Source organism: Nostoc sp. 106C (genome assembly GCF_002154725.1).
Taxonomy (GTDB): Bacteria; Cyanobacteriota; Cyanobacteriia; order Cyanobacteriales; family Nostocaceae; genus Aulosira.
Window position 1 is genome coordinate 39,389 of record NZ_MTAW01000066.1, and the last position, 19,786, is coordinate 59,174.

Consider the following 19,786-nt stretch of genomic DNA (forward strand, 5'->3'; position numbering starts at 1 on the left):
TAATAACTATGAATAAAAAAATTCCTTCTTTATAATTATTTCATTAGTACCAAAGTATGAAAATCACATTAAATTTTGATGATATTATTTATCAACTTCAACAGCAAGGAGGAATATCTAAATATTGGCAAGAACTAACAAATAGGATTGCTGCGAATCATTTATTTGAAGTAAATCGTACAACAGGCAGTAAGATTACTCGATATTTACCAATATATACAAATGCAGATATTTTTCATTCAAGCTATTATCGTAAACCATTAAGTAAAAAAGCTCAAAATATTGTAACTGTTTATGATTTTCTCTATCATTTTGGGCAATTAAAAAGCATAAATACAAGAATTAATATCTGGCAGATAGAATCAGCAATCAATGCTGCTAATGCCATAGTATGTATTTCAGAAAACACAAAAAAAGACTTGTTTTTACTTTATCCACATCTAGTAAATCATCCTCACGTTTATGTTGTAGGTATTGGTGCTTCTATTAAGTTTGATGAAACTATCAACTTAAAGCCTCCTAGTAGAATTTTAGAGTCAAGTATTAGTAAACTACAAAAATCTATATTATTTGTAGGAAAAAGAATAAGATATAAGAACTTTGAAAATGCACTTTTAGGTTTTTATGAATCCGATTTAGCAAAAGAAGGTTTTACTTTGTTATGTGTTGGTTCCAGTTTTTCTGTAGCAGAAGTTCAACTATTAACCAAATTGAATTTGCGAAATAATGTTGCCTTTATTGAAAATGCCACGGAAAAAGAATTGAATTATGTATATCAAAATGCTTTTGCTTTAGTTTATCCTTCTCTATATGAAGGTTTTGGTTTACCACCTCTTGAAGCCATGAGCTGTGGTTGTCCAGTGATTGCTTCTAACACTTCTTCTATTCCAGAGGTAGTTGCAGATGCAGGTATCTTAATTAATCCACAAGATCCTCAGGAAATAGCCTCTGCTCTAAAAACTTTATTAGATCATAAAACAAGAAGTAGTTACATAACTAAAGGTTTTGCTAGGTCTAAAATATTTAACTGGGATGAATTTGCTCAAAATTATATTCAAATTTATAAATCTTTAGTTGTTGAGAGTAAGAAATAATTTTATTTTATCGGAGATTATCATTAAGTTTATATTAGTGAATATTAATTAATAAAAAAATGCATGAAATTACCATTATTACGCAGTACTTTTACCCCAGTGTGTTTGCTTCGGGACAATTAATGACCGATTTAGCAAATGGACTGAGCCAACGTAGATACAATGTAAATGTATTTACAGGTAGCCATTCCAATGAGAGTATTCCTGATTACTTAATTAATGTAAAAATTAATCGTGCTTTTTCTCCTATTCAACCTAACCGCAGCTTTCTAAGTAAAATTACCAGTTCAGTTTTTTTTCTACTTGGGGCTTTTTTCTATATTATTTTTAATCAGCATCGTAATACTACTCTATTAATTGTATCAAATCCACCCTATGCAGGTATTTTAGGAATTTTTTTCAGGATTTTCAAAGGTGGAAATTATGATTTTTTGCTGCAAGATATTTTTCCTGAATCCGCCGTTATAATTGGTATCATGCACCCAAAGGGGATTTTGTTCAAATTCTTTGACAGCTTGATTTACTTAACTTGCAAATATTCTCGAAATACTATTGTTCTTACTCATTCGATGGCAGCATTTTTAGCAAAAAAATATGCTTCATCAAGCCAAAAAATTAAGGTGATTGAGAACTGGGCTATTGTAGATATTCCTGTTTATGAAAAACAAGATAATAAATTTGCTCAACAGTATAATCTCACTGAAACATTTACGGTTTTATATTCGGGTAATTTAGGTAGACTGCATGACATAGAAACTATTGCTGAAGCTGCTAAATTACTGAAAGATGCTCCTATTAAATTTGTATTTATTGGCCATGGAGCAAAAATTCAAGTATTAGAATCAGCAATTGTAGCAGGTCAATTAAAAAATATTTTGTTATTACCTTACCAACCGAGAGAATTGCTACCTCTATCTCTGACGGCCTGTGATGTTTCCTTGGTTAGCCTCATTCCATGTGCTGAGTCTATAGTTGCTCCCTCTAAACTGTATGGAATGTTGGCAGCTGGACGGGCAATAGTGGCTCTTTCTTCGCAAAATTCATATATAGACCAATTATTGGTAACTTATAAATGTGGAATTAATAGCCCCCCTCACAATCCACAACATCTGGCAAATATTGTTTTGGAATTATCTACTAATTCCCTATTAGTAAAACAAATGGGTGAACGGGCACGTCAATTATATGAAAGCAAATATACCTTTAAACGTGCTCTTGATGACTATGAGAAACTGCTATTTTCAGATTCATAAATCTGCTTATATTATTCAATATCAATTGATATCCTTAAGGAGAAATATTTGTATAGAAAGCTTACTAGTACAGTAGCTTGTCGTTAAGCTAAAAGAAATAATATCTTAGATAATACAAAAGCGATCGCCAAAAGCAGCCATAGTTATACTAATTATTCCAGTATTTTTTATTGAAGGAAACAAATATGGATCGCCGCTCTTTTCTAGGTTGGATGGGATTGGGCTGGTTAACCGCTTCTCCTTTATTTCTTGGCTCTTTAATTACCAAACTTCAGCAGCAGCTAGTATTTGCAAATAATTCTCATAGTCTAAAATCTATTGCATTTTATGTTGCCCCAAATGGTAATGATGCTTGGACAGGCAAACAAGCAAATCGGAATAGCACTCAAAACGATGGGCCATTCGCAACTCTAGAACGAGCACGTAATGCTATTCGCGAACTCAAGCGTCGACAAGACGGTGTCTTGAAACAACCTGTTACCGTTTTCATCAGAGGTGGTACATACTTTTTAGCCCAACCATTGGTATTCAACTCAGAAGATTCTGGTACGCACAAATGTCCCGTTACTTACACAGCCTATCAAAATGAGAAACCGATAATCAGTGGCGGTCAGCGTCTTCAAGGATGGCAAGAGGTAGTCATCAACGGTAAACGGTTATGGATGTTAGAAATACCGCAAGTTCGCCAAGGTCAATGGTTCTTTCGACAGCTTTGGATGGGAAACCAACGGCGAACTCGTGCCCGTTACCCGAAAAAGGGATATTTACCAGTTGCAGAAGTTCCAGATGCTACCCCTAACACCCCTTGGACTCAAGGTCAATCACGATTTAAGTATCGTCCAGGCGATCTCAAAAACTGGAGTACCATTAATAATGCCGAGATAGTGGTGATGACACGATGGGTAGAGTCTCGGCTACCAGTAGTCAGGTTAGATGAAAAACAAAGACTAGTTTCTTTTGTTCAGCCTAGTATTCAGAGAATGGAGCCTGATAATTCTCAGTCTCATACAGGCGCAATCTATTATTTAGAAAACGCTTTTGAAGTTTTAGATAATCCTGGCGAATGGTATTTAGATAAAAAGTCAGGCAACCTGTACTATATGCCTTTAGTAAGGGAAGTTCTGAATAAAGTTGAGGCAATTGTGCCTCGAATATCCAGCTTGGTTACCCTCCAAGGTAATCTTGAAAATAGCCAATTCATCGAATATCTGTCATTTGAAAATCTGACGTTCGCTCATTCGGAATGGTACTATGCCAATAATTCTATCGTAGCCTTTGGTCAGGCAGCAGAAGGTGTTCCAGGCTCAATTTATGCACAAGGAGTAAGATACTGTACTTGGCAAAACTGTCAGATTACGAAAGTCAGTAATTATGGGATTGAATTTGCTAACGGCTGTGCAAATAATTCATTAATTCGTTGCCAAATTTACGATTTAGGAGCTGGAGGCGTCAAAGTTACTCAGGGAGCTAGTAGTATTCAAGTTATTAACTCTCATATTCACAATGGAGGCAAGATTTTCCATAGTGCAGTAGGAATTTTAGTAATGAATGCAGGGAATAATTTAATCAGCCGTAATCATATTCATGATTTCTACTACACAGGAATTTCCGTTGGCTGGACCTGGGGTTATCAAGCTAGCCCGACTAAAAACAATGTTATTGAATTTAACCATATTCATCATATCGGTCGACTCTCGAATGGTGATGGTCCGCTGTTAAATGATAAAGGTGCGATTTATACGTTGGGTGTGCAACCAGGAACTGTAATTCGTGGCAATCTCATTCATGATATTGATGCTTACAGTTATGGAGCTTGGGGTATTTATTTAGATGAGGGTAGTTCACAAATTCTGGTAGAAAATAACTTGATTTACCGTACTAGAGATGGAGGATTTCATCTGCATTACGGTAAAGACAACTTAATCCGCAACAATATTTTCGCTTTTGGTCGGGTGGCACAAATTCGTAGATCGAGACCAGAATCTCATATAAGTTTTAAATTTGAGCGCAATATTATTTACTGGAAACAGGGACAACTGCTAGATAGCGATGGTCAATGGGACGATTCTAATTATTTATTAGACTATAATCTTTATTGGTATGGAAGTAAGGGCAATTTTCACTTTGGTAAGCTGTCATGGCAAGAATGGCAGCAAAAAGGTAGGGATAAAAATTCTCTGATTGCTAACCCACTATTTGTTGCTCTCGATCGCGATGACTTTCGGTTGAAGCCGAATTCCCCTGCTTTCAAATTAGGGTTTAAACAGACTGACTACAATCAAGATTGAGATATTATTCATTTGCTGTCTCAGCTAAGACGAGGGTTTAAACTCGCGCCACTTCGTCCACTTAAAATCCACAAAATCGATCGCCCGCAATCTCGCAACACTCTTAGCAAAGTTTCTGATTTATCTACTCGTGAAGGTACTGCAATAGGTGTAACTGCAATTCCTTGGCTACCTAAAACAATAGTTGCGATCGCTCTTGCTCTTCTCATGTGATAATCCGATGTAATCAGATATATGTGCTGTAAATTCTGCTGAACAAAATCTGCTGCTAGTGTGGTGAAATTGGTTACTGTATCTGTAGCACGGCCATCCAACCGCAACCGTTGATCCGGCACACCAAATTTCTGAAAAATTAACCGATTATATTCCAAATTCGCTTTGATATCAGAAATCCAAATATATAAATTAGTGTGAGAATGCCAAAACTGCGCTGCGAACTCCATCCGCTGAGAATCAGTTCCCAGAACAAAAATGGCCTGTGGTACAGGGGCTTGGTAAGTAGCGATCGCTATCTTAGCAGGAATAATACTAATCCAGACAGCTAAAACTCCCCCCAAAAATCTCAGCAGGTAGCGTTTAAAATGCTTGCGTTTCATAACTAAACGCCATGAATGCGTCAAAGTATAAATCTAATGCTTCTTTCCAAGAGCTATCGTAACCTGACTGCACTAATTTACCACTACTTTAAATTATTGATTTTTACCTTTTCATAGCTAATTATTAAAAGCCATCACCAACTCTAAACTCCTTTCCCAATCTGGCAAAATCAATCCAAATGTTGTAGATAATTTCTGATTGTCTAATAGAGAATAAGCTGGTCTGCTGGCTGGTGTGGGATACTCTTTTGAAGTAATCGCAGTCAACCTTTGCAACTTGCGATCGCTCTTTCTATCGTCAAGCTCAAAAATTGTTTTGGCAAATCCATACCAGCTAGTCTGTCCACTGGCTGTTAAGTGATATAACCCACCTTTACTTACTAATAATTCATATATATTCTGTGGATTCTGAGATAGAATTTGGGCTGTAGCTTCGGCTATCATGCGACTCCAAGTAGGTGCGCCTATTTGGTCATCAACTACTCTGATTTCTTCACGTTCCTGAGCCAGCTTTAACATAGTGAGTAAAAAATTCTTACCTTGTAAGCTATAAACCCAACTGGTACGTAAAATTAAATGCGGTACACCTACAGATGCGATCGCCTGTTCTCCAGCTAGTTTTGTCTTACCGTAAATATTTTGCGGGTTGGGTTGGTCTTGCTCTGTATATGCAGTATTTTTATTACCATCAAATACATAATCTGTTGAATAGTGAATAACGGCTGCACCGAGTCGCTTGGCTTCTTCTGCGATCGCACCAGGAGCAATACCATTAATCGCCATTGCTAATTCTGGCTCTTTTTCTGCTTTATCTACTGCTGTGTAAGCCGCCGGATTGATAATTAAGTCTGGTCTTACTTCCCTAATGGTGCGGCGAATAGTATCTAGTTGAGTTAGATCCATTTGCAAATTTGGGTTATTAACGCTGCGTCCTACAGGTATGACTTCACCTATAGTCATGAGTGTGCGTTGCAATTCCCAGCCTAATTGTCCAGTTACACCTGTCAATAGAATTTTCATGCATATACCTCTGCATCTCGCAGTAATTTTCCAGCTTTATCTTTCGCAGATAAGATTGGTTCTGCTTGAATTGGCCAAGCGATCGCTAAATCAGGGTCATTCCACAGAAGCGTGCGTTCATATTGGGGTGCGTAGTAATTCGTAGTTTTATACAAAAATTCTGCATATTCAGAAACCACTACAAAACCGTGGGCAAAACCTGCTGGTATCCAAAGTTGCCGTTTATTTTCGGCTGTCAAGTCCGTACCAACCCATTGACCAAAAGTTCTAGAGCTTTTCCTTAAATCTACAGCCACATCAAATACTTCTCCTACTACCACTCTCACAAGTTTTCCTTGAGGCTGCTGAATTTGATAGTGCAAACCACGTAATATATTTTTGGCAGAACGAGAATGATTGTCTTGGACAAAATGTTCAGTAATACCTGCCTTTTCTAACAAAACTTTTTCATTATAACTTTCATAAAAAAAACCGCGTTCATCTCCAAATATCTGCGGTTCAATCACTATTACATCAGGAATTTCTGTGTGTTTTACTTGCATTGTCATATCCTTATTAATATAAAAATTTTTGCTTGATTATAGTGCCTTCATCGGCTTAAAAGATATGTCATGCAGAGAGTTATTTATCGTCTGGTTTAGTTGTTGGTGTTTGCACAGCCAATAAATTCCAGTCAGATGGTTGTTGATTAAAATATGATTTTCCCATTCCGTTATTTTGTTCTATGGTTGCAAATATTTGATCGTTCTCTAAAATTGACATCAGGTAACGACCATAGCTACTCTTTGACATAGATTCAGCTAATTGACGCAGTTGGGATGAGTCAATATATCCTTGGCTGTAGGCAATTTCTTCAATACAAGCTATTTTTAGACCTTGGCGTTCTTCTAGTGTTTGGATAAAGTTACCAGCCTGATGTAAGGATTCATGAGTACCAGTATCTAACCAGGCATATCCACGGCCTAAAATTTCTACTTGCAGTTGACCTTGATTCAAATAAGCTATATTTAAATCAGTAATTTCTAGTTCATTGCGAGCGGAAGGCTGAAGTTGGGCAGCGATTTCTACTACTTGAGAATCATAAAAATAGATGCCAGGTACAGCATATTTAGACTTGGGAATTAAAGGTTTTTCTTCTATACTAATTGCTCGTCCATTGCTATCAAATTCAATTACTCCATATTGCCTGGGATCTTTGACTTGATAGCCAAATACTAATCCACCTTCTTTCAGAGTGGCAGCCCTAGCTAACACTTCTGTTAAACCATGCCCATAAAAAATGTTATCACCTAAAATTAAGCATACTGCCTCGTTAGCAATAAAATCTTTGCCCAGAATAAAAGCTTGTGCTAATCCTTCTGGTCGCGGCTGCTCAATATAGCTAAACTGCAAACCCCACTGACTACCATCTTTTAAAATTTTCTCAAATAATGGTAAATCATTAGGCGTAGAAATAATTAAAATTTCCCGAATACCTGCCAGCATTAATATAGATAACGGATAGTAAATCATTGGCTTATCATACACGGGCATTAACTGTTTGCTAACAGCATAGGTTAGAGGATAAAGACGTGTACCAGAGCCACCTGCAAGAATAATACCTTTCATAATATTTGCCATTTGTCATTAGTCATTTGTGTCAAACTACAAATAATTTAAGATAGTTAAATCTCAATAACTAAGCTTTTCTATTTTCATAGTTTTGTTTTAACCAATTTTGGTAAGCACCAGAGCGCACCTGATTTACCCAAGTAGAGTTATTGAGATACCATTGAACTGTTTTTAATAACCCACTGTCAAACTTTTCTTGAGGTTGCCAACCTAAATCACGGTTGATTTTAGTACAATCAATTGCATATCTTCGATCGTGACCAGGACGGTCTTTAACAAAAGTAATTAAAGAAGAGTGATGAAAATCAGGTTTAGGAGCCAAGTCATCTAAAATAGCACAAATTTTCTCTACAACTGTTAAATTAGCTTGTTCATTAAGACCGCCAATATTGTAAGTTTCACCAACTTCACCTTGTTGAAGAACAAGATATATAGCCTCGCAGTGGTCTATGACATAAAGCCAATCGCGAACATTTTGCCCATCCCCATATATAGGTAGTGGTTTACTATCTAGAGCATTGAGAATAGTTAAAGGAATTAGTTTTTCGAGAAACTGACACGGCCCGTAATTGTTTGAGCAATTGGTTGTTAAAGTGGGCAATCCATAGGTGTGATAGTAGGCTCTAACAAAATGATCCGATGCTGCTTTCGATGCTGCGTAAGGACTATTGGGTGCGTAAGGAGTATCTTCACGAAAAGCTGGGTCTTGGGGTTTGAGTGAGCCATATACTTCATCTGTAGACACATGCAAAAAGCGAAATTGCTGTTGTCTTGGCAATGATAGTTTTTGCCAGTAGAGTCTACTTGCTTCTAGTAGTTGAAATGTTCCGACTACATTAGTTTGGATAAAATCATGGGGGCTAATTATGGAACGGTCAACATGACTTTCCGCAGCGAAATTAATAATTGCATCTGGTTGATACTGCTCTAAAAGCTAGCTGACTAACTCTACATTGCCAATGTCGCTTTGAATAAAATGATAGCTTGGGTCGCTTTGGAGTTCTGCTAAGGTTTGAAGGTTACTAGCGTAAGTCAACTTATCTAAATTAATTACATTAGCCCATTGTGCCTTTCTAGCTTGGAGAATAAAATTAGCTCCAATAAATCCGGCTCCCCCGGTAACCAAGATTGTTTGCATATTGCCTAGAATTATTTGTTTAATACATCTTATATGAGAATTTATACGTAAAGACGCGCTAGTTTGAGCTTACGCCTTTACGTAAGTTGAAATTTTTCTGTTGCTCACAAAGCTTGTAAAATCTCTTCATCCACAGAAAAATCAATCTCAGCTTTGTCTCGTCCAGATGCTAGATAATCATTTTCAAAAGCATCAGTCAGCCCAGATATCAAATCATACTCAGGTTGCCAGCCCAATTCGGTTTGAGCCTTATTCACAGATGCAAAGAAATGCTGCCCCCGCATTGGAAAAGCTTTACGCTTACCGAAATCAAATTTTTTCGGGTCGTAATGGACAATTTTTACAGCATCGGGTGACTTGCCTGCTGCTTGTCCACAAGCACGAGCTAAACCATCAAAAGTGACAAAGCGATCGCCTGATACATTGTAAATCTGCCCTACTGCCTGCTGATTGTCTAAAACTTGAGTCATGGCTTTTGCTAGGTCTTTTACATGGCCTAGCTGCGTAATATATAAACCATTTCCAGGAATGGGAATCGGGCGATCGCGGACAATTCTATCAAAAAACCAGCTTTCCAAATCGTTATAGTTACGTGGCCCATAAATATAGGTGGGACGAATTGAGGTAAAAGGTATGCCGATTTGAGCGAGGTAAGCTTCTGTTTCATGCTTACCCCGATGGCGACTTTTAGGATCTACAGGATCGCCTTCTACATGAGGCATTTGGTCAGATTTAAGATATACTCCAGCAGAACTCATATAGACAAAATGTTGTACACGGTCTTGAAAAATTTCTGCCAGTGGTTGAGTATCAGTAAGTTCTCGTCCATTATTGTCAAAAATGACATCAAAATTTTCCTGTGATAACTTTGCTTTTAACTGGGTAGCGTCAGTGCGATCGCCTATAATTTGTCCTACTCCCTGTAAGGAAGGTGCAGGTCGATTACCACGATTGAACAGCACCACCTCATGTCCTTGTTCTACTAGCAGTTGAGTTAAGTAAATACCGATGAACCGAGTTCCACCTATAATCAAAATTCGCATAAATTACCGCTTCCTATGTCAGTTGTTGTCAAGGGATTGGGGACTAATATCTAGGAAAAACTGTTACCCAATACTTGATACCTAATACTTACTACCCAGTATTTAATCCCATGTTTGAGGTTATCAGGTTGTAGCATCCCTCTGGAACCTGTTTTGGGAGAATTACGTCTTCAGTGAAATCTGGGTTGCTTTCCATTCCTTCATCACAAAGGGAAACTTTTCAGTTAACCTGACAATTTGCTTGCTGTATTTTCCACTTATTTACGTTAGCTGTGCCCTTGAAATATGCTCTGATTCATGAATGGCTGACACCTAAAGCCACTGGCGGTTCAGAACTAGTTGTACAAGAAATTCTGAATCATATAAATGCGGATTTATATGCTTTGATTGACTTTGAATCCAGCAATCCTAAAAGCTATTTATATCAGCGTCAGATTGGCACAACTTTTCTCCAAAACTTGCCCTATGCCCGCAATGGTATACAAAAATACTTACCTTTGTTGCCGTTAGCCATTGAACAGCTGGATTTACGTCAATATGACGTAATTCTATCTTCATCTCACGCTGTAGCAAAAGGAGTTATTACCACTCCCGAACAATTACATATTTGTTATTGCCACAGCCCGATGCGCTATGCTTGGGACTTGACTTTTGATTATCTGCAACAAAGTCAGTTAGGAAATGGTGTAGCTGGATGGATAACGCGCTATTTATTACATCGTTTGCGTCAGTGGGATGTCTTGTCAGCAAATCGTGTTGATTATTTCATTGCCAACTCAGAGCATACAGCTCGCCGAATTTGGCGTTGCTATCGACGAAAATCAACAGTAATTTATCCGCCTGTGAATGTCGAAGCAATGCCTTTTTTAGCTCAAAAAGAAGATTTTTATCTGATAGTTTCCCGGTTAGTGAGTTACAAGCAAGTATCCTTAATTGTCAGAGCTTTTAATCAACTGCAAAAACCATTAGTAGTAATTGGTACAGGTCCACAGATGAAATATCTTCGCAAGATGGCGAATTCTCATATCCAAATACTGGGATGGCAACCTGATGATGTAGTAAAAAAATATATGGCTAGAGCCAAGGCATTTGTGTATGCGGCTTGTGAAGATTTTGGTATTGCCTTAGTTGAGGCACAAGCTTGTGGTACACCTGTAATTGCCTACGGTGCAGGGGGAGCGTTAGAAACTGTACAAGATATTCGTTCTTATATTGATACAGGAACAGGCATTTTCTTCAAGGCACAAATAGAAGCTGCTTTAATAGAAGCAGTAGAAAAGTTTGAAATGTATCAGAATGCATTTAATCCTGAGTATTTGCGATCGCACGCTAGCCAGTTTTCTCGTCAGGTTTTTAGCGATCGCTATCTAAATTTTTTAGATAAGTGCAGCAAAACAAGGCCATATTTGGAGTAATGGTCAGGATTTTTGTAATTGTTTTGTAGGCTTTTGGAAATTTAAACCCAGAAGCACCTCCTTTTAGCTTTAAGATTGGGACTATGTGTGGTGTGGATTGTTAAGGAGTATGATGACTGCCCAGAGCTCACTCCTCTCCGGCAAGCGAGGACTACGGCAAGATGCTAGCGCATCTGCGCGTACTTTCTTAAAACGCGGTCAACAAAAAAAGACTCCGAGGGTAAAACCCAAAGGTTTGTCTTTTCAAGGTTTAAACGGAGAGTTTGCCAAGCGACTGTTTGACATTGTGTTTTCCCTGTTTGTTTTGATTGTATTTTTCCCTGTTTACTTAATCTTGGCCTTACTGATTGCTTTTAGTTCAGAAGGCCCGATTTTTTATGTCCAAGAAAGGGTAGGTAAAAACTACAAGCCCTTTAATTGTATTAAATTTCGCACAATGGTGAGCAATGCTGATGAAATTCTCGTACAAATGATGGAAACATCTCCTCAGATGCGGCAAGAATTTGAAAGCAGCTTCAAGCTCAAACAAGACCCTAGAATTACTAAAATTGGGCGGTTTTTGCGAATTACTAGCTTAGACGAATTTCCCCAGTTCTGGAATGTTTTAAAAGGAGACATGAGTGTTGTTGGTCCACGACCCTTAGTAGAGGAAGAACTTCCAAAATATGGTTATCATATCGATCGGATTTTAACTATCCGGCCGGGAATCACAGGATTATGGCAAGTTTCTGGGCGTAATGATATTCCCTATCCTCGAAGAGTCCAAATAGACCTGCATTATGTCAAATTTAGAACTTTTTGGCTCGATTTATGGATCATCTTGAAAACCATTGATGTCGTTATTATGCCCAAAAATAACGGAGCCTACTGAAAAAATACTTAAAGAGTAGATTCTATGGGGCAGTTAATGCCCCCAAACAAAAATTACTGAGCCACCTGTAACCAAAAATCAAAACAGATTACATATTATTCTTTAAGCAAAAAATAATATGTAAAAAATTTGTCTAGGCTTAATATAATTCTGGATTAAATAAAGTTTTTGTAAATATTTATAAAAATTTTAAATAAAAAACTCATAATTTTGATTTTAACTAAATCAAAATACTTGTTAGGTATATTTATACAAGTATATTTGTTGACTTGAAATTTACAGTATTAACGAAGATTGGTAGTTTCCCATTAGGCAATTTAGCGATTAACTGCTAGCTTGTATCAGTTAGGCTGTAACTTTTTTTTACCGAAGATAACAAAGGAATCACTAAGCATGGCACAACAGAAACGAGCATTGATTACAGGTATTACTGGTCAAGATGGTTCATATCTGAGTGAGTTTTTGTTAGAGCAAGGTTACGAGGTTCATGGTATCATCCGCCGAACTTCTACTTTTAACACAGACCGTATCGATCACATGTATGAAGATCCTCACAAAGAAGGCGTGCGGTTGTTTCTTCATTATGGCGATTTGACGGATGGTACGACGTTACGTCGGATTTTGGAAGAAGTACAGCCACAAGAAATCTACAATCTAGGTGCTCAATCGCATGTAAGAGTGAGCTTTGATTCACCAGAATACACAGTAGATGCTGTAGGAATGGGAACACTACGTTTGTTAGAAGCAATTCGGGATTACCAGCGGCGCACTGGAATTCAGGTACGGTTCTACCAAGCTGGTTCTTCTGAGATGTATGGTTTAGTTCAAGCAGTACCTCAAACTGAGACAACGCCCTTTTATCCTCGTAGCCCCTATGCTTGTGCTAAAGTTTATGCCCATTGGCAGACGGTAAATTACCGTGAATCTTACTCTTTATTTGCTTGTAATGGCATACTTTTCAACCACGAATCACCTCGAAGAGGTGAAACTTTTGTAACACGCAAAATTACTAGAGCAGTTGCTCAAATTGTTGCTGGTAAACAGAAAAAGCTTTATATGGGCAATCTTGATGCCAAGCGAGATTGGGGTTATGCCAAGGATTATGTCAGAGCCATGTGGTTGATGTTGCAGCAAGAACAACCAGATGATTATGTAATTGCGACTGGTGAAACCCATTCGGTCAAGGAGTTTTTAGAATTAGCATTTGCTCATGTGAATCTCCGTTGGCAAGATTACGTAGAGTTTGATGAGCGCTATCTTCGCCCTGCTGAAGTAGAGTTATTAATTGGTGATGCTACTAAGGCACGCCAAAAGTTGGGTTGGACACCATCAGTAACCTTTGAGGAACTGGTAGCGCTGATGGTGGAAGCAGATCTACAAGCACTCGGAGTTACTGCTGCGAATGGAAGTGGTTCATCAGTACTGAATGATATTGCGACTGTTCGACAACAACTGGGCGCTCTCCACTTTTGATTCACACTGCTGAGGATAAAAATATGACCGCCTTAGAACTAAAAAATAAACGGATTCTCGTTACTGGTGGGTCGGGTTTCCTAGGTCGTCAGGTAATAGATCAGCTGTGTCAGGCAGGGGCAGATATTGCGAAAATTACAGTACCGCGATCGCGTGAGTGCGATCTGCGCGTTTGGGAAAATAACCAACGTGTCGTTGATCAGCAAGATATAGTCATCCACTTAGCAGCTCATGTCGGTGGTATCGGACTCAATCGCGAAAAACCAGCAGAGTTGTTCTACGACAACTTGATCATGGGAACACAGCTCATTCATGCTGCTTATCAAGCTGGAGTAGAAAAATTCGTCTGTGTTGGCACTATCTGCGCTTATCCCAAATTTACCCCTGTGCCTTTCAAAGAGGATGACCTTTGGAATGGCTATCCAGAAGAAACCAATGCTCCCTACGGAGTTGCCAAGAAAGCACTTTTAGTCCAACTGCAAGCTTACCGTCAGCAGTATAACTTTAACGGTATTTACCTCCTACCCGTCAATTTATACGGACCAGAAGACAACTTTGACACCAGAAGCTCCCATGTAATTCCGGCGTTAATTCGCAAAGTTCATGAAGCCCAAATCAAAGAAGAAAAGCAACTTTCTGTTTGGGGTGATGGCAGTCCTACTCGTGAGTTCCTCTATTCTCAGGATGCGGCAAGGGGGATTGTTATGGGAACTCAACTTTACAACGATTCCGAACCAGTAAACCTGGGAACAGGCTATGAAATCTCAATTCGAGATTTAATCACTCTGATTTGTGAACTCATGGAGTTTGACGGTGAAATTGTCTGGGAAACAGATAAGCCTAATGGTCAACCTCGCCGTTGTTTGGATACTGAACGGGCAAAGCAAGCTTTTAATTTTACTGCCCAAGTCAGCTTTCAGGAGGGGCTAAAAAATACCATTGAGTGGTATCGGCAAAACGCCGCATAAACAAATAAGTAGGGCATATGCCCTACTTATTTGTATTTTGGTTTTACGTTCTTGAACAGAATTTTTAATTTCCCTGTAAAGACTTTAGTTCCATCTTAGACAATGCCTAGGCAACGGCTTTCAAGGGTAGATTAATGAGCAACAGCACCACCAGTAGCTTTTACCTTTTTAATAAAAACAATAGCAAGACCGCTTAATAATAAGGCAATCCCGATAAAATAAAAACAGTCATTAAAAGCCATGACAAAAGCTTCTCTACGAACAATATTAGATATGGATGCGATCGCCTGATTTTGCGCTGTACTCAAATCTGCGCCTCGACTGATGAAATATTGCGTCATCTGATCAATTCGCTGTTGAGTTTCGGGATTATATAAAGATACGCTATCACCTAATCTATTTGAGTGAAATTGCTCTCTATTAGTTAATAAAGTTGCTAAGGCTGCAATACCTAAAGAACCGCCCATATTACGCATCATATTAAATAAACCACTTGCCGAACCTGCTTCTTTGGGATTCAATCCAGCTGTGGCGATACTACTCAGCGGAACCATAATTAATGGTTGTCCCATTGCACGGACAAGTTGCGACCATCTTAATTGATCTAATCCTGTTTGATAAGTCATCCCGGCGTTCATAAACGCACTGATAGCAAACAGGGAAACTCCCACTCCCACCATTAACCGTACATCAATGCGTTGCATCAATTTAGGTATAAAAGGAATAATAAATAATTGGGGAATACCTGCCCAAATTAATACTTCACCAATTTGTAGCGCATTATATTGTTGAATTTGCGCAAGATATAAGGGCAAAACATAAATTGAACCATATAATCCCACCCCTAGGGAGACGTTAACAATACTGGCTAAACCAAAATTACGCCGCAGCACCAATCTTAAATTAATAAATGGTTGCTTGCGAGTTAATTCTATAAATAAAAATAATGCTATAAAAATTGCCGCTATCACACTTAAGCGGACAATCAAAGCCGAACCAAACCAATCTTTGCGGCTACCTTCTTCTAATACAACTTGTAGGGAACCTAAGCCAATAGCCATTGAAATAATTCCCCACCAATCGCCTTGTTTGAGCAATTGTAATTGCAGTTTGTCTTGTTTAATGCCATACCATACTCCGGCAAGCATTAACACCCCAGGAAATACATTTATATAAAAGTTATATTGCCAACTAAAATTTTCTGTTAACCAACCTCCTAATGTGGGGCCAATTGAGGGAGCAAACACTGCGGTAATAGCAAATGCGGCTAGTCCTACTGATTGCTTGGATGGCGGTAAAGTCGTCAGTACAACTGTCATCGCCGAAGGAATTAAAATCCCACCGCTGAAGCCTTGTAAAGCCCGGAAGACAATCATAGAATTGAGATTCCATGACCAAGCACAGCATATAGAAAAAAAGATAAACAGTATAGTATTTACTATTAGATAGCGTCGCAGTGAAAACACCCGCGATAACCATCCGGTAAGTGGGATAACTACAATTTCTGCTACTAGATAAGCAGTAGAAATCCAAGACCCCTCTTCTAAAGTTGCGCCTAAACTTGCTTGAATTTCTTGCAATGAAGCATTAGTAATTTGAATATCTAAAACCGCCATGAATGCGCCAAGCATACTGGCTAATACACCAATCCAAGTTCTTAAAGGTATATTTTCTGGTGGTAGGGCAGTATTCGGCTGGATAGCACCTGTATTAGCCATAAAAATTGCTCCAGTTTCAGATTTGAGGCGCGCAAGAAGGAATATCTATCTATTTTTCAACTTTAAAGCAAAATGTCCGTGAAGCAAAACAGATAAAAGAAATAGTTCTTATCGGTAATTGAGGATTGAAAAGCTCAGATTACCGACTTCCCTAAAAAGTCGGTAATCTTGTTTGTTACGAATGCTTTAGGAGTTCTATATCCGTGCATAGCAGCCTATTTATCTTGAAGATTTTAGACTTTTTACAATGCCCTTTTGCTCATAGAGTGGCATAACTAGTTGTCTCAATCCAGGTAGTTGTCTACCAAAAATAATAGAGCCGATAATACAAGCGATGCCATCAATAATTAATGTATTAGGAGCGCCAATACGACTTGCTAAGAACCCTCCCAATAAATTGCCTACAGGTATCATTCCTAAAAATGACATCGTATACAAGCTCATCAATCTACCACGTTTATCTTCTTCTACAATTGTTTGTAAAAACGTATTGCTGGCGGCAATTTGGAGAATTGTGCCTAAGCCAACAAACAACATTGTAAATAAAGAAAGTGGTAAAAATCGAGATAGAGCAAAACCAATTAAACCTACTCCTAAAATTGCTGGAGCTATAGCAATTAATTTACCAATTCCTAATATTGTTCGCCGTGTAGCTAAATAAATCCCACCCGCTAATGCTCCTACTCCAGAGGCTGCCATTAAAAAGCCTAATGCTTCTGCTCCTCCTTTAAGAATTTCTTCAGCAAAAATGGGTACAAGAATAGTATTTTGTAATCCCATTAAGCTAACTAAAGTTGATAGCAACAATATAGCTCGGATTGGTGGAAAGCTAAAAGCATACACAAATCCCTCTTTAACTTGTTGGAGAGGATTACCAGCAATCACTGCAACTTTCCAAGGTTTAATTGTCATCGCTAATAAAGCGGCAATTACTGCAATGTAACTCAAACCATCAATTAAAAAACAGTAAGCAGCACCAATTCTAGCAATGATTAACCCACCAACTGCCGGACCAATTAATCGCGCACCATTAATCATTGTTGAGTTGATAGCGATCGCATTGGCTAAATCTTCTCTTCGTTCTACTAGTTCTGGTACAAATGCTTGCCTAGCTGGTGCATCCAAGGCGTTAATAAATCCTTGAAACAAGCTGAGAGCGATGATGTGCCATACCTGAATCACACCCGTTAGCGCTAGTACCGCCAATGCTAACGACTGAATCATGGCCATGATTTGTGTAGCAATTAAGGTACGATACCGAGAAAAGCGGTCTACAAAAACACCCCCAAAAGGAGCAAGAAAGAAACTAGGAATTTGACTAGTAAAACCCACAACTCCCAACATTAATGCAGAGTTAGTTAGACTATAAACTAGCCAAACCGTAGCAAGTTGTGTCATCCAAGTCCCAATTAGGGAAATACCTTGTCCGGCAAAAAACAAACGGTAGTTTTTTGATTTTAATGCAGGTAGTTGCGATAGCTTAATCTTAGGCATTAGTCAAGAGTCAATGGTTATTAGTCATTGGTCAATAGTCAAGAGCCAATAGTCATTGGTCATTAGTTATTGGCTTTTCACAAAGAACAACTGACAAATGACAAAGGACTAATGACAAATAACTTACTTAACCTCTACAGTAACTTCCGCAGACATCCCAGGTGTAATCCGTGAGTTATATCCTTGGATACTCTTTTGGTCGAAAACTACTTTTACTGGAATACGTTGAACGATTTTGGTGAAGTTACCGGTGGCGTTATCTGGTGGTAATAAAGCAAATTGAGCACCGGAGGCTGGGGATATACTGTCAACTCGACCTTTAAAAGGGTGATTAGGAAAAGCATCCAGCTTAATTTCTACTGCTTCTCCTGGTTGCATTTTATTCAATTGAGTTTCTTTGAAGTTCGCTACTACCCAATAGCCGTTATCTACGATCGCCATTAATGGTGTTCCCACTTGTACCCGGTTCCCAACTTCCACGTTTTTCCTACCTACCCGTCCGGCGCTAGGAGCGGTAATGTTGGTGTAAGAAAGCTGCAACTGTGCATCTTTGAGAGAAGCTTCAGCTTGAGCGATCGCGGCTTTTGCTGCTTCGTACTGACTTTGTTTAACAGCGGTGTCTTGTCCGGTGGCGGTGGCTTGTTGCAATCCTCCCTTAGATGCAGCCAGTTTCGCTTGGGCGCTGGTTACACCTTCTTGTGCTTGTGCAAGTTGAGACTGCGCTTTTGCTACACCCACTCTGGCAGAGGCTAACCTAGCTTGTGCTTGTTCTACTCCTTGAAGTGCAGCATTTTTTTGCGCTACAGCCACATCATAAGCAGCCCTGGCTGTATCTAGCTGTTGCCGAGGAATTGCGCCTTCTTTAAACAAGCTGTTGTAACGGTTGTAATCTGCTTGAGCTTTGGTCAAATTGGCATTCGCCTGCGCTACTTGGGCTTGTGCTGCGGGTATCCCGGCTTGCGCTAATTGCACTTCAGCTTGGGCTGCGGGTATCCCGGCTTGCGCTTCTTTAACTGCGGCTTGCGCTGTGGAAATTGCTGCAACTGCACTGCTGACATCTCCTTGCGCTTGAGTGGTTTTACCACTAGAGGTTTGTGAAGTTAAAGCAATATTCGCTTGTGCAGCTTGTGCCTGACCACGAGCATTTTGTAACGCTGCTTGCGCTTGCTGTACTTTACTTTGATAATCCTTAGGATCGAGTGTTACTAATAACTGTCCTGGTTGCACCAGTTGGTTGTCGTCTACTAGCACCTGGCTGACCGTTCCCGGAATCCGGCTACTGACTTGGTGAATATTTCCTACCACAGTAGCGTTATCTGTTTGTTCGTGGGCAGAAGCATATTGCCAGTAGTGATAACCAAAACCACCAGCAGCGATCGCTCCTACACCCACGCCAGCTAAAATCAAACCTATCGGTTTTTTCCGCTTCTTCTCAGCCTTTTTCTCTGTTTCTGGCTGAGGATGGACATCAGTTTCTGGTTCTGTAGGAGCTTCGGGAGTTACAACGGTTGCTTCTGGACTTGCGGAAGTCTTGGCAGTAACAGCCTCTAAACTCTCTACATCAGTAATTAGTTCTTTGTCTATAACAGAGGTATTGCCTTTTTTGCGTCCGTTCCAAGAATTAGCGCCCATGATTGTTAACTCCCCTAACTCAATGATTAAATTAATATTTTTACTTAGAGTACGTATTATTTAATTACTAGCCTTCATCTATCGTTCCCTTCGTATGCGTAGTATTATTATGGCAAAACAAAACTTCACACTACTTCACCCAATTGGGTGATCGTTACTTCTTCTACAGATA

The 19,786-nt window shown here is 39.0% G+C and carries 15 protein-coding genes and 1 pseudogene; 7 read left to right on the top strand and 9 right to left on the bottom strand.

Translation table 11 applies throughout. The features are described 5' to 3' along the window. Positions 1-56: 56 nt before the first annotated feature. The 3 genes from BV375_RS06440 to BV375_RS06450 all read left to right on the top strand — a co-directional run bounded on the left by BV375_RS06440 (position 57) and on the right by BV375_RS06450 (position 4,635). Positions 57-1,094, top strand: coding sequence for a glycosyltransferase family 1 protein (locus BV375_RS06440; protein WP_086758484.1), 1,038 nt, complete (start codon positions 57-59; stop codon positions 1,092-1,094). Positions 1,095-1,153: 59 nt separating this feature from the next. Continuing rightward, positions 1,154-2,347 carry a glycosyltransferase family 4 protein gene (locus BV375_RS06445; protein ID WP_086758486.1) on the top strand — a complete coding sequence of 398 codons (1,194 nt, stop codon included), beginning with the start codon at positions 1,154-1,156 and terminating at the stop codon, positions 2,345-2,347. A gap of 185 nt (positions 2,348-2,532) precedes the next feature. Next, positions 2,533-4,635: a right-handed parallel beta-helix repeat-containing protein gene (locus BV375_RS06450; RefSeq protein WP_086758488.1), complete on the top strand. Its 2,103-nt coding sequence runs from the start codon at positions 2,533-2,535 to the stop codon at positions 4,633-4,635. 20 nt (positions 4,636-4,655) lie between these two features. Here the strand turns inward: BV375_RS06450 and BV375_RS06455 are convergent, their stop codons facing one another. The 6 genes and pseudogenes from BV375_RS06455 to BV375_RS06480 all read right to left on the bottom strand — a co-directional run bounded on the left by BV375_RS06455 (position 4,656) and on the right by BV375_RS06480 (position 10,043). Further along, positions 4,656-5,231 (bottom strand): YdcF family protein, encoded by a 576-nt coding sequence (locus BV375_RS06455; RefSeq protein WP_086758490.1) that lies wholly within the window; start codon positions 5,229-5,231, stop codon positions 4,656-4,658. Positions 5,232-5,348: 117 nt separating this feature from the next. Continuing rightward, a complete protein-coding gene (gene rfbD, locus BV375_RS06460) occupies positions 5,349-6,251 on the bottom strand; it encodes a dTDP-4-dehydrorhamnose reductase (protein WP_086758493.1) in 903 nt (300 codons plus the stop codon). Next, positions 6,248-6,793: a dTDP-4-dehydrorhamnose 3,5-epimerase gene (rfbC, locus tag BV375_RS06465; protein ID WP_086758595.1), complete on the bottom strand. Its 546-nt coding sequence runs from the start codon at positions 6,791-6,793 to the stop codon at positions 6,248-6,250. Before rfbC ends, rfbD begins: the two co-directional genes overlap by 4 nt. Positions 6,794-6,872: 79 nt before the next feature. After that, complete coding sequence (gene rfbA / locus BV375_RS06470) at positions 6,873-7,859, bottom strand: glucose-1-phosphate thymidylyltransferase RfbA (protein WP_086758496.1); 987 nt, start codon at positions 7,857-7,859, stop codon at positions 6,873-6,875. A gap of 70 nt (positions 7,860-7,929) precedes the next feature. After that, a pseudogene (gene rfbB, locus BV375_RS06475) lies at positions 7,930-9,000 on the bottom strand (dTDP-glucose 4,6-dehydratase). Positions 9,001-9,104: 104 nt separating this feature from the next. Beyond that, positions 9,105-10,043, bottom strand: a complete 939-nt coding sequence (locus BV375_RS06480) for an NAD-dependent epimerase/dehydratase family protein (protein WP_086758499.1) — start codon at positions 10,041-10,043, stop codon at positions 9,105-9,107. A 272-nt stretch (positions 10,044-10,315) separates the two neighbouring features. Between BV375_RS06480 and BV375_RS06485 the strand changes: the two genes are divergently transcribed. From BV375_RS06485 to BV375_RS06500, 4 genes are all read left to right on the top strand, one after another. Continuing rightward, positions 10,316-11,458, top strand: a complete 1,143-nt coding sequence (locus BV375_RS06485) for a glycosyltransferase (protein WP_086758501.1) — start codon at positions 10,316-10,318, stop codon at positions 11,456-11,458. 112 nt (positions 11,459-11,570) lie between these two features. Continuing rightward, positions 11,571-12,329: a sugar transferase gene (locus BV375_RS06490; protein WP_086758503.1), complete on the top strand. Its 759-nt coding sequence runs from the start codon at positions 11,571-11,573 to the stop codon at positions 12,327-12,329. A 393-nt stretch (positions 12,330-12,722) separates the two neighbouring features. Next, complete coding sequence (gene gmd / locus BV375_RS06495; protein WP_086758505.1) at positions 12,723-13,802, top strand: GDP-mannose 4,6-dehydratase; 1,080 nt, start codon at positions 12,723-12,725, stop codon at positions 13,800-13,802. A 23-nt stretch (positions 13,803-13,825) separates the two neighbouring features. Then, positions 13,826-14,770 carry a GDP-L-fucose synthase gene (locus tag BV375_RS06500; protein ID WP_086758507.1) on the top strand — a complete coding sequence of 315 codons (945 nt, stop codon included), beginning with the start codon at positions 13,826-13,828 and terminating at the stop codon, positions 14,768-14,770. Positions 14,771-14,901: 131 nt separating this feature from the next. On the opposite strand, the gene BV375_RS06505 is transcribed toward BV375_RS06500, so the two are convergent. The 3 genes from BV375_RS06505 to BV375_RS06515 form a co-directional block, all read right to left on the bottom strand. Beyond that, the gene (locus tag BV375_RS06505; RefSeq protein ID WP_086758509.1) at positions 14,902-16,488 is read right to left on the bottom strand and encodes a DHA2 family efflux MFS transporter permease subunit; all 1,587 of its coding nucleotides are present in this window, start codon (positions 16,486-16,488) and stop codon (positions 14,902-14,904) included. 219 nt (positions 16,489-16,707) lie between these two features. Beyond that, the gene (locus BV375_RS06510; RefSeq protein ID WP_086758511.1) at positions 16,708-17,982 is read right to left on the bottom strand and encodes an MFS transporter; all 1,275 of its coding nucleotides are present in this window, start codon (positions 17,980-17,982) and stop codon (positions 16,708-16,710) included. A gap of 123 nt (positions 17,983-18,105) precedes the next feature. Further along, positions 18,106-19,614, bottom strand: a complete 1,509-nt coding sequence (locus BV375_RS06515; RefSeq protein WP_086758513.1) for an HlyD family secretion protein — start codon at positions 19,612-19,614, stop codon at positions 18,106-18,108. Positions 19,615-19,786 lie beyond the last annotated feature (172 nt).

Excerpts from the sequence above, each read along its gene's own strand:
- rfbA (WP_086758496.1), bottom strand. The coding sequence starts at position 7,859 with ATGAAAGGTATTATTCTTGCAGGTGGCTCTGGTACACGTCTTTATCCT.
- BV375_RS06440 (WP_086758484.1), top strand. The coding sequence starts at position 57 with ATGAAAATCACATTAAATTTTGATGATATTATTTATCAACTTCAACAG.
- BV375_RS06480 (WP_086758499.1), bottom strand. The coding sequence starts at position 10,043 with ATGCGAATTTTGATTATAGGTGGAACTCGGTTCATCGGTATTTACTTA.
- gmd (WP_086758505.1), top strand. The coding sequence starts at position 12,723 with ATGGCACAACAGAAACGAGCATTGATTACAGGTATTACTGGTCAAGAT.
- BV375_RS06505 (WP_086758509.1), bottom strand. The coding sequence starts at position 16,488 with ATGGCTAATACAGGTGCTATCCAGCCGAATACTGCCCTACCACCAGAA.
- BV375_RS06490 (WP_086758503.1), top strand. The coding sequence starts at position 11,571 with ATGACTGCCCAGAGCTCACTCCTCTCCGGCAAGCGAGGACTACGGCAA.
- BV375_RS06445 (WP_086758486.1), top strand. The coding sequence starts at position 1,154 with ATGCATGAAATTACCATTATTACGCAGTACTTTTACCCCAGTGTGTTT.
- rfbC (WP_086758595.1), bottom strand. The coding sequence starts at position 6,793 with ATGCAAGTAAAACACACAGAAATTCCTGATGTAATAGTGATTGAACCG.
- BV375_RS06500 (WP_086758507.1), top strand. The coding sequence starts at position 13,826 with ATGACCGCCTTAGAACTAAAAAATAAACGGATTCTCGTTACTGGTGGG.
- rfbD (WP_086758493.1), bottom strand. The coding sequence starts at position 6,251 with ATGAAAATTCTATTGACAGGTGTAACTGGACAATTAGGCTGGGAATTG.
- BV375_RS06510 (WP_086758511.1), bottom strand. The coding sequence starts at position 17,982 with ATGCCTAAGATTAAGCTATCGCAACTACCTGCATTAAAATCAAAAAAC.
- BV375_RS06455 (WP_086758490.1), bottom strand. The coding sequence starts at position 5,231 with ATGAAACGCAAGCATTTTAAACGCTACCTGCTGAGATTTTTGGGGGGA.
- BV375_RS06515 (WP_086758513.1), bottom strand. The coding sequence starts at position 19,614 with ATGGGCGCTAATTCTTGGAACGGACGCAAAAAAGGCAATACCTCTGTT.
- BV375_RS06450 (WP_086758488.1), top strand. The coding sequence starts at position 2,533 with ATGGATCGCCGCTCTTTTCTAGGTTGGATGGGATTGGGCTGGTTAACC.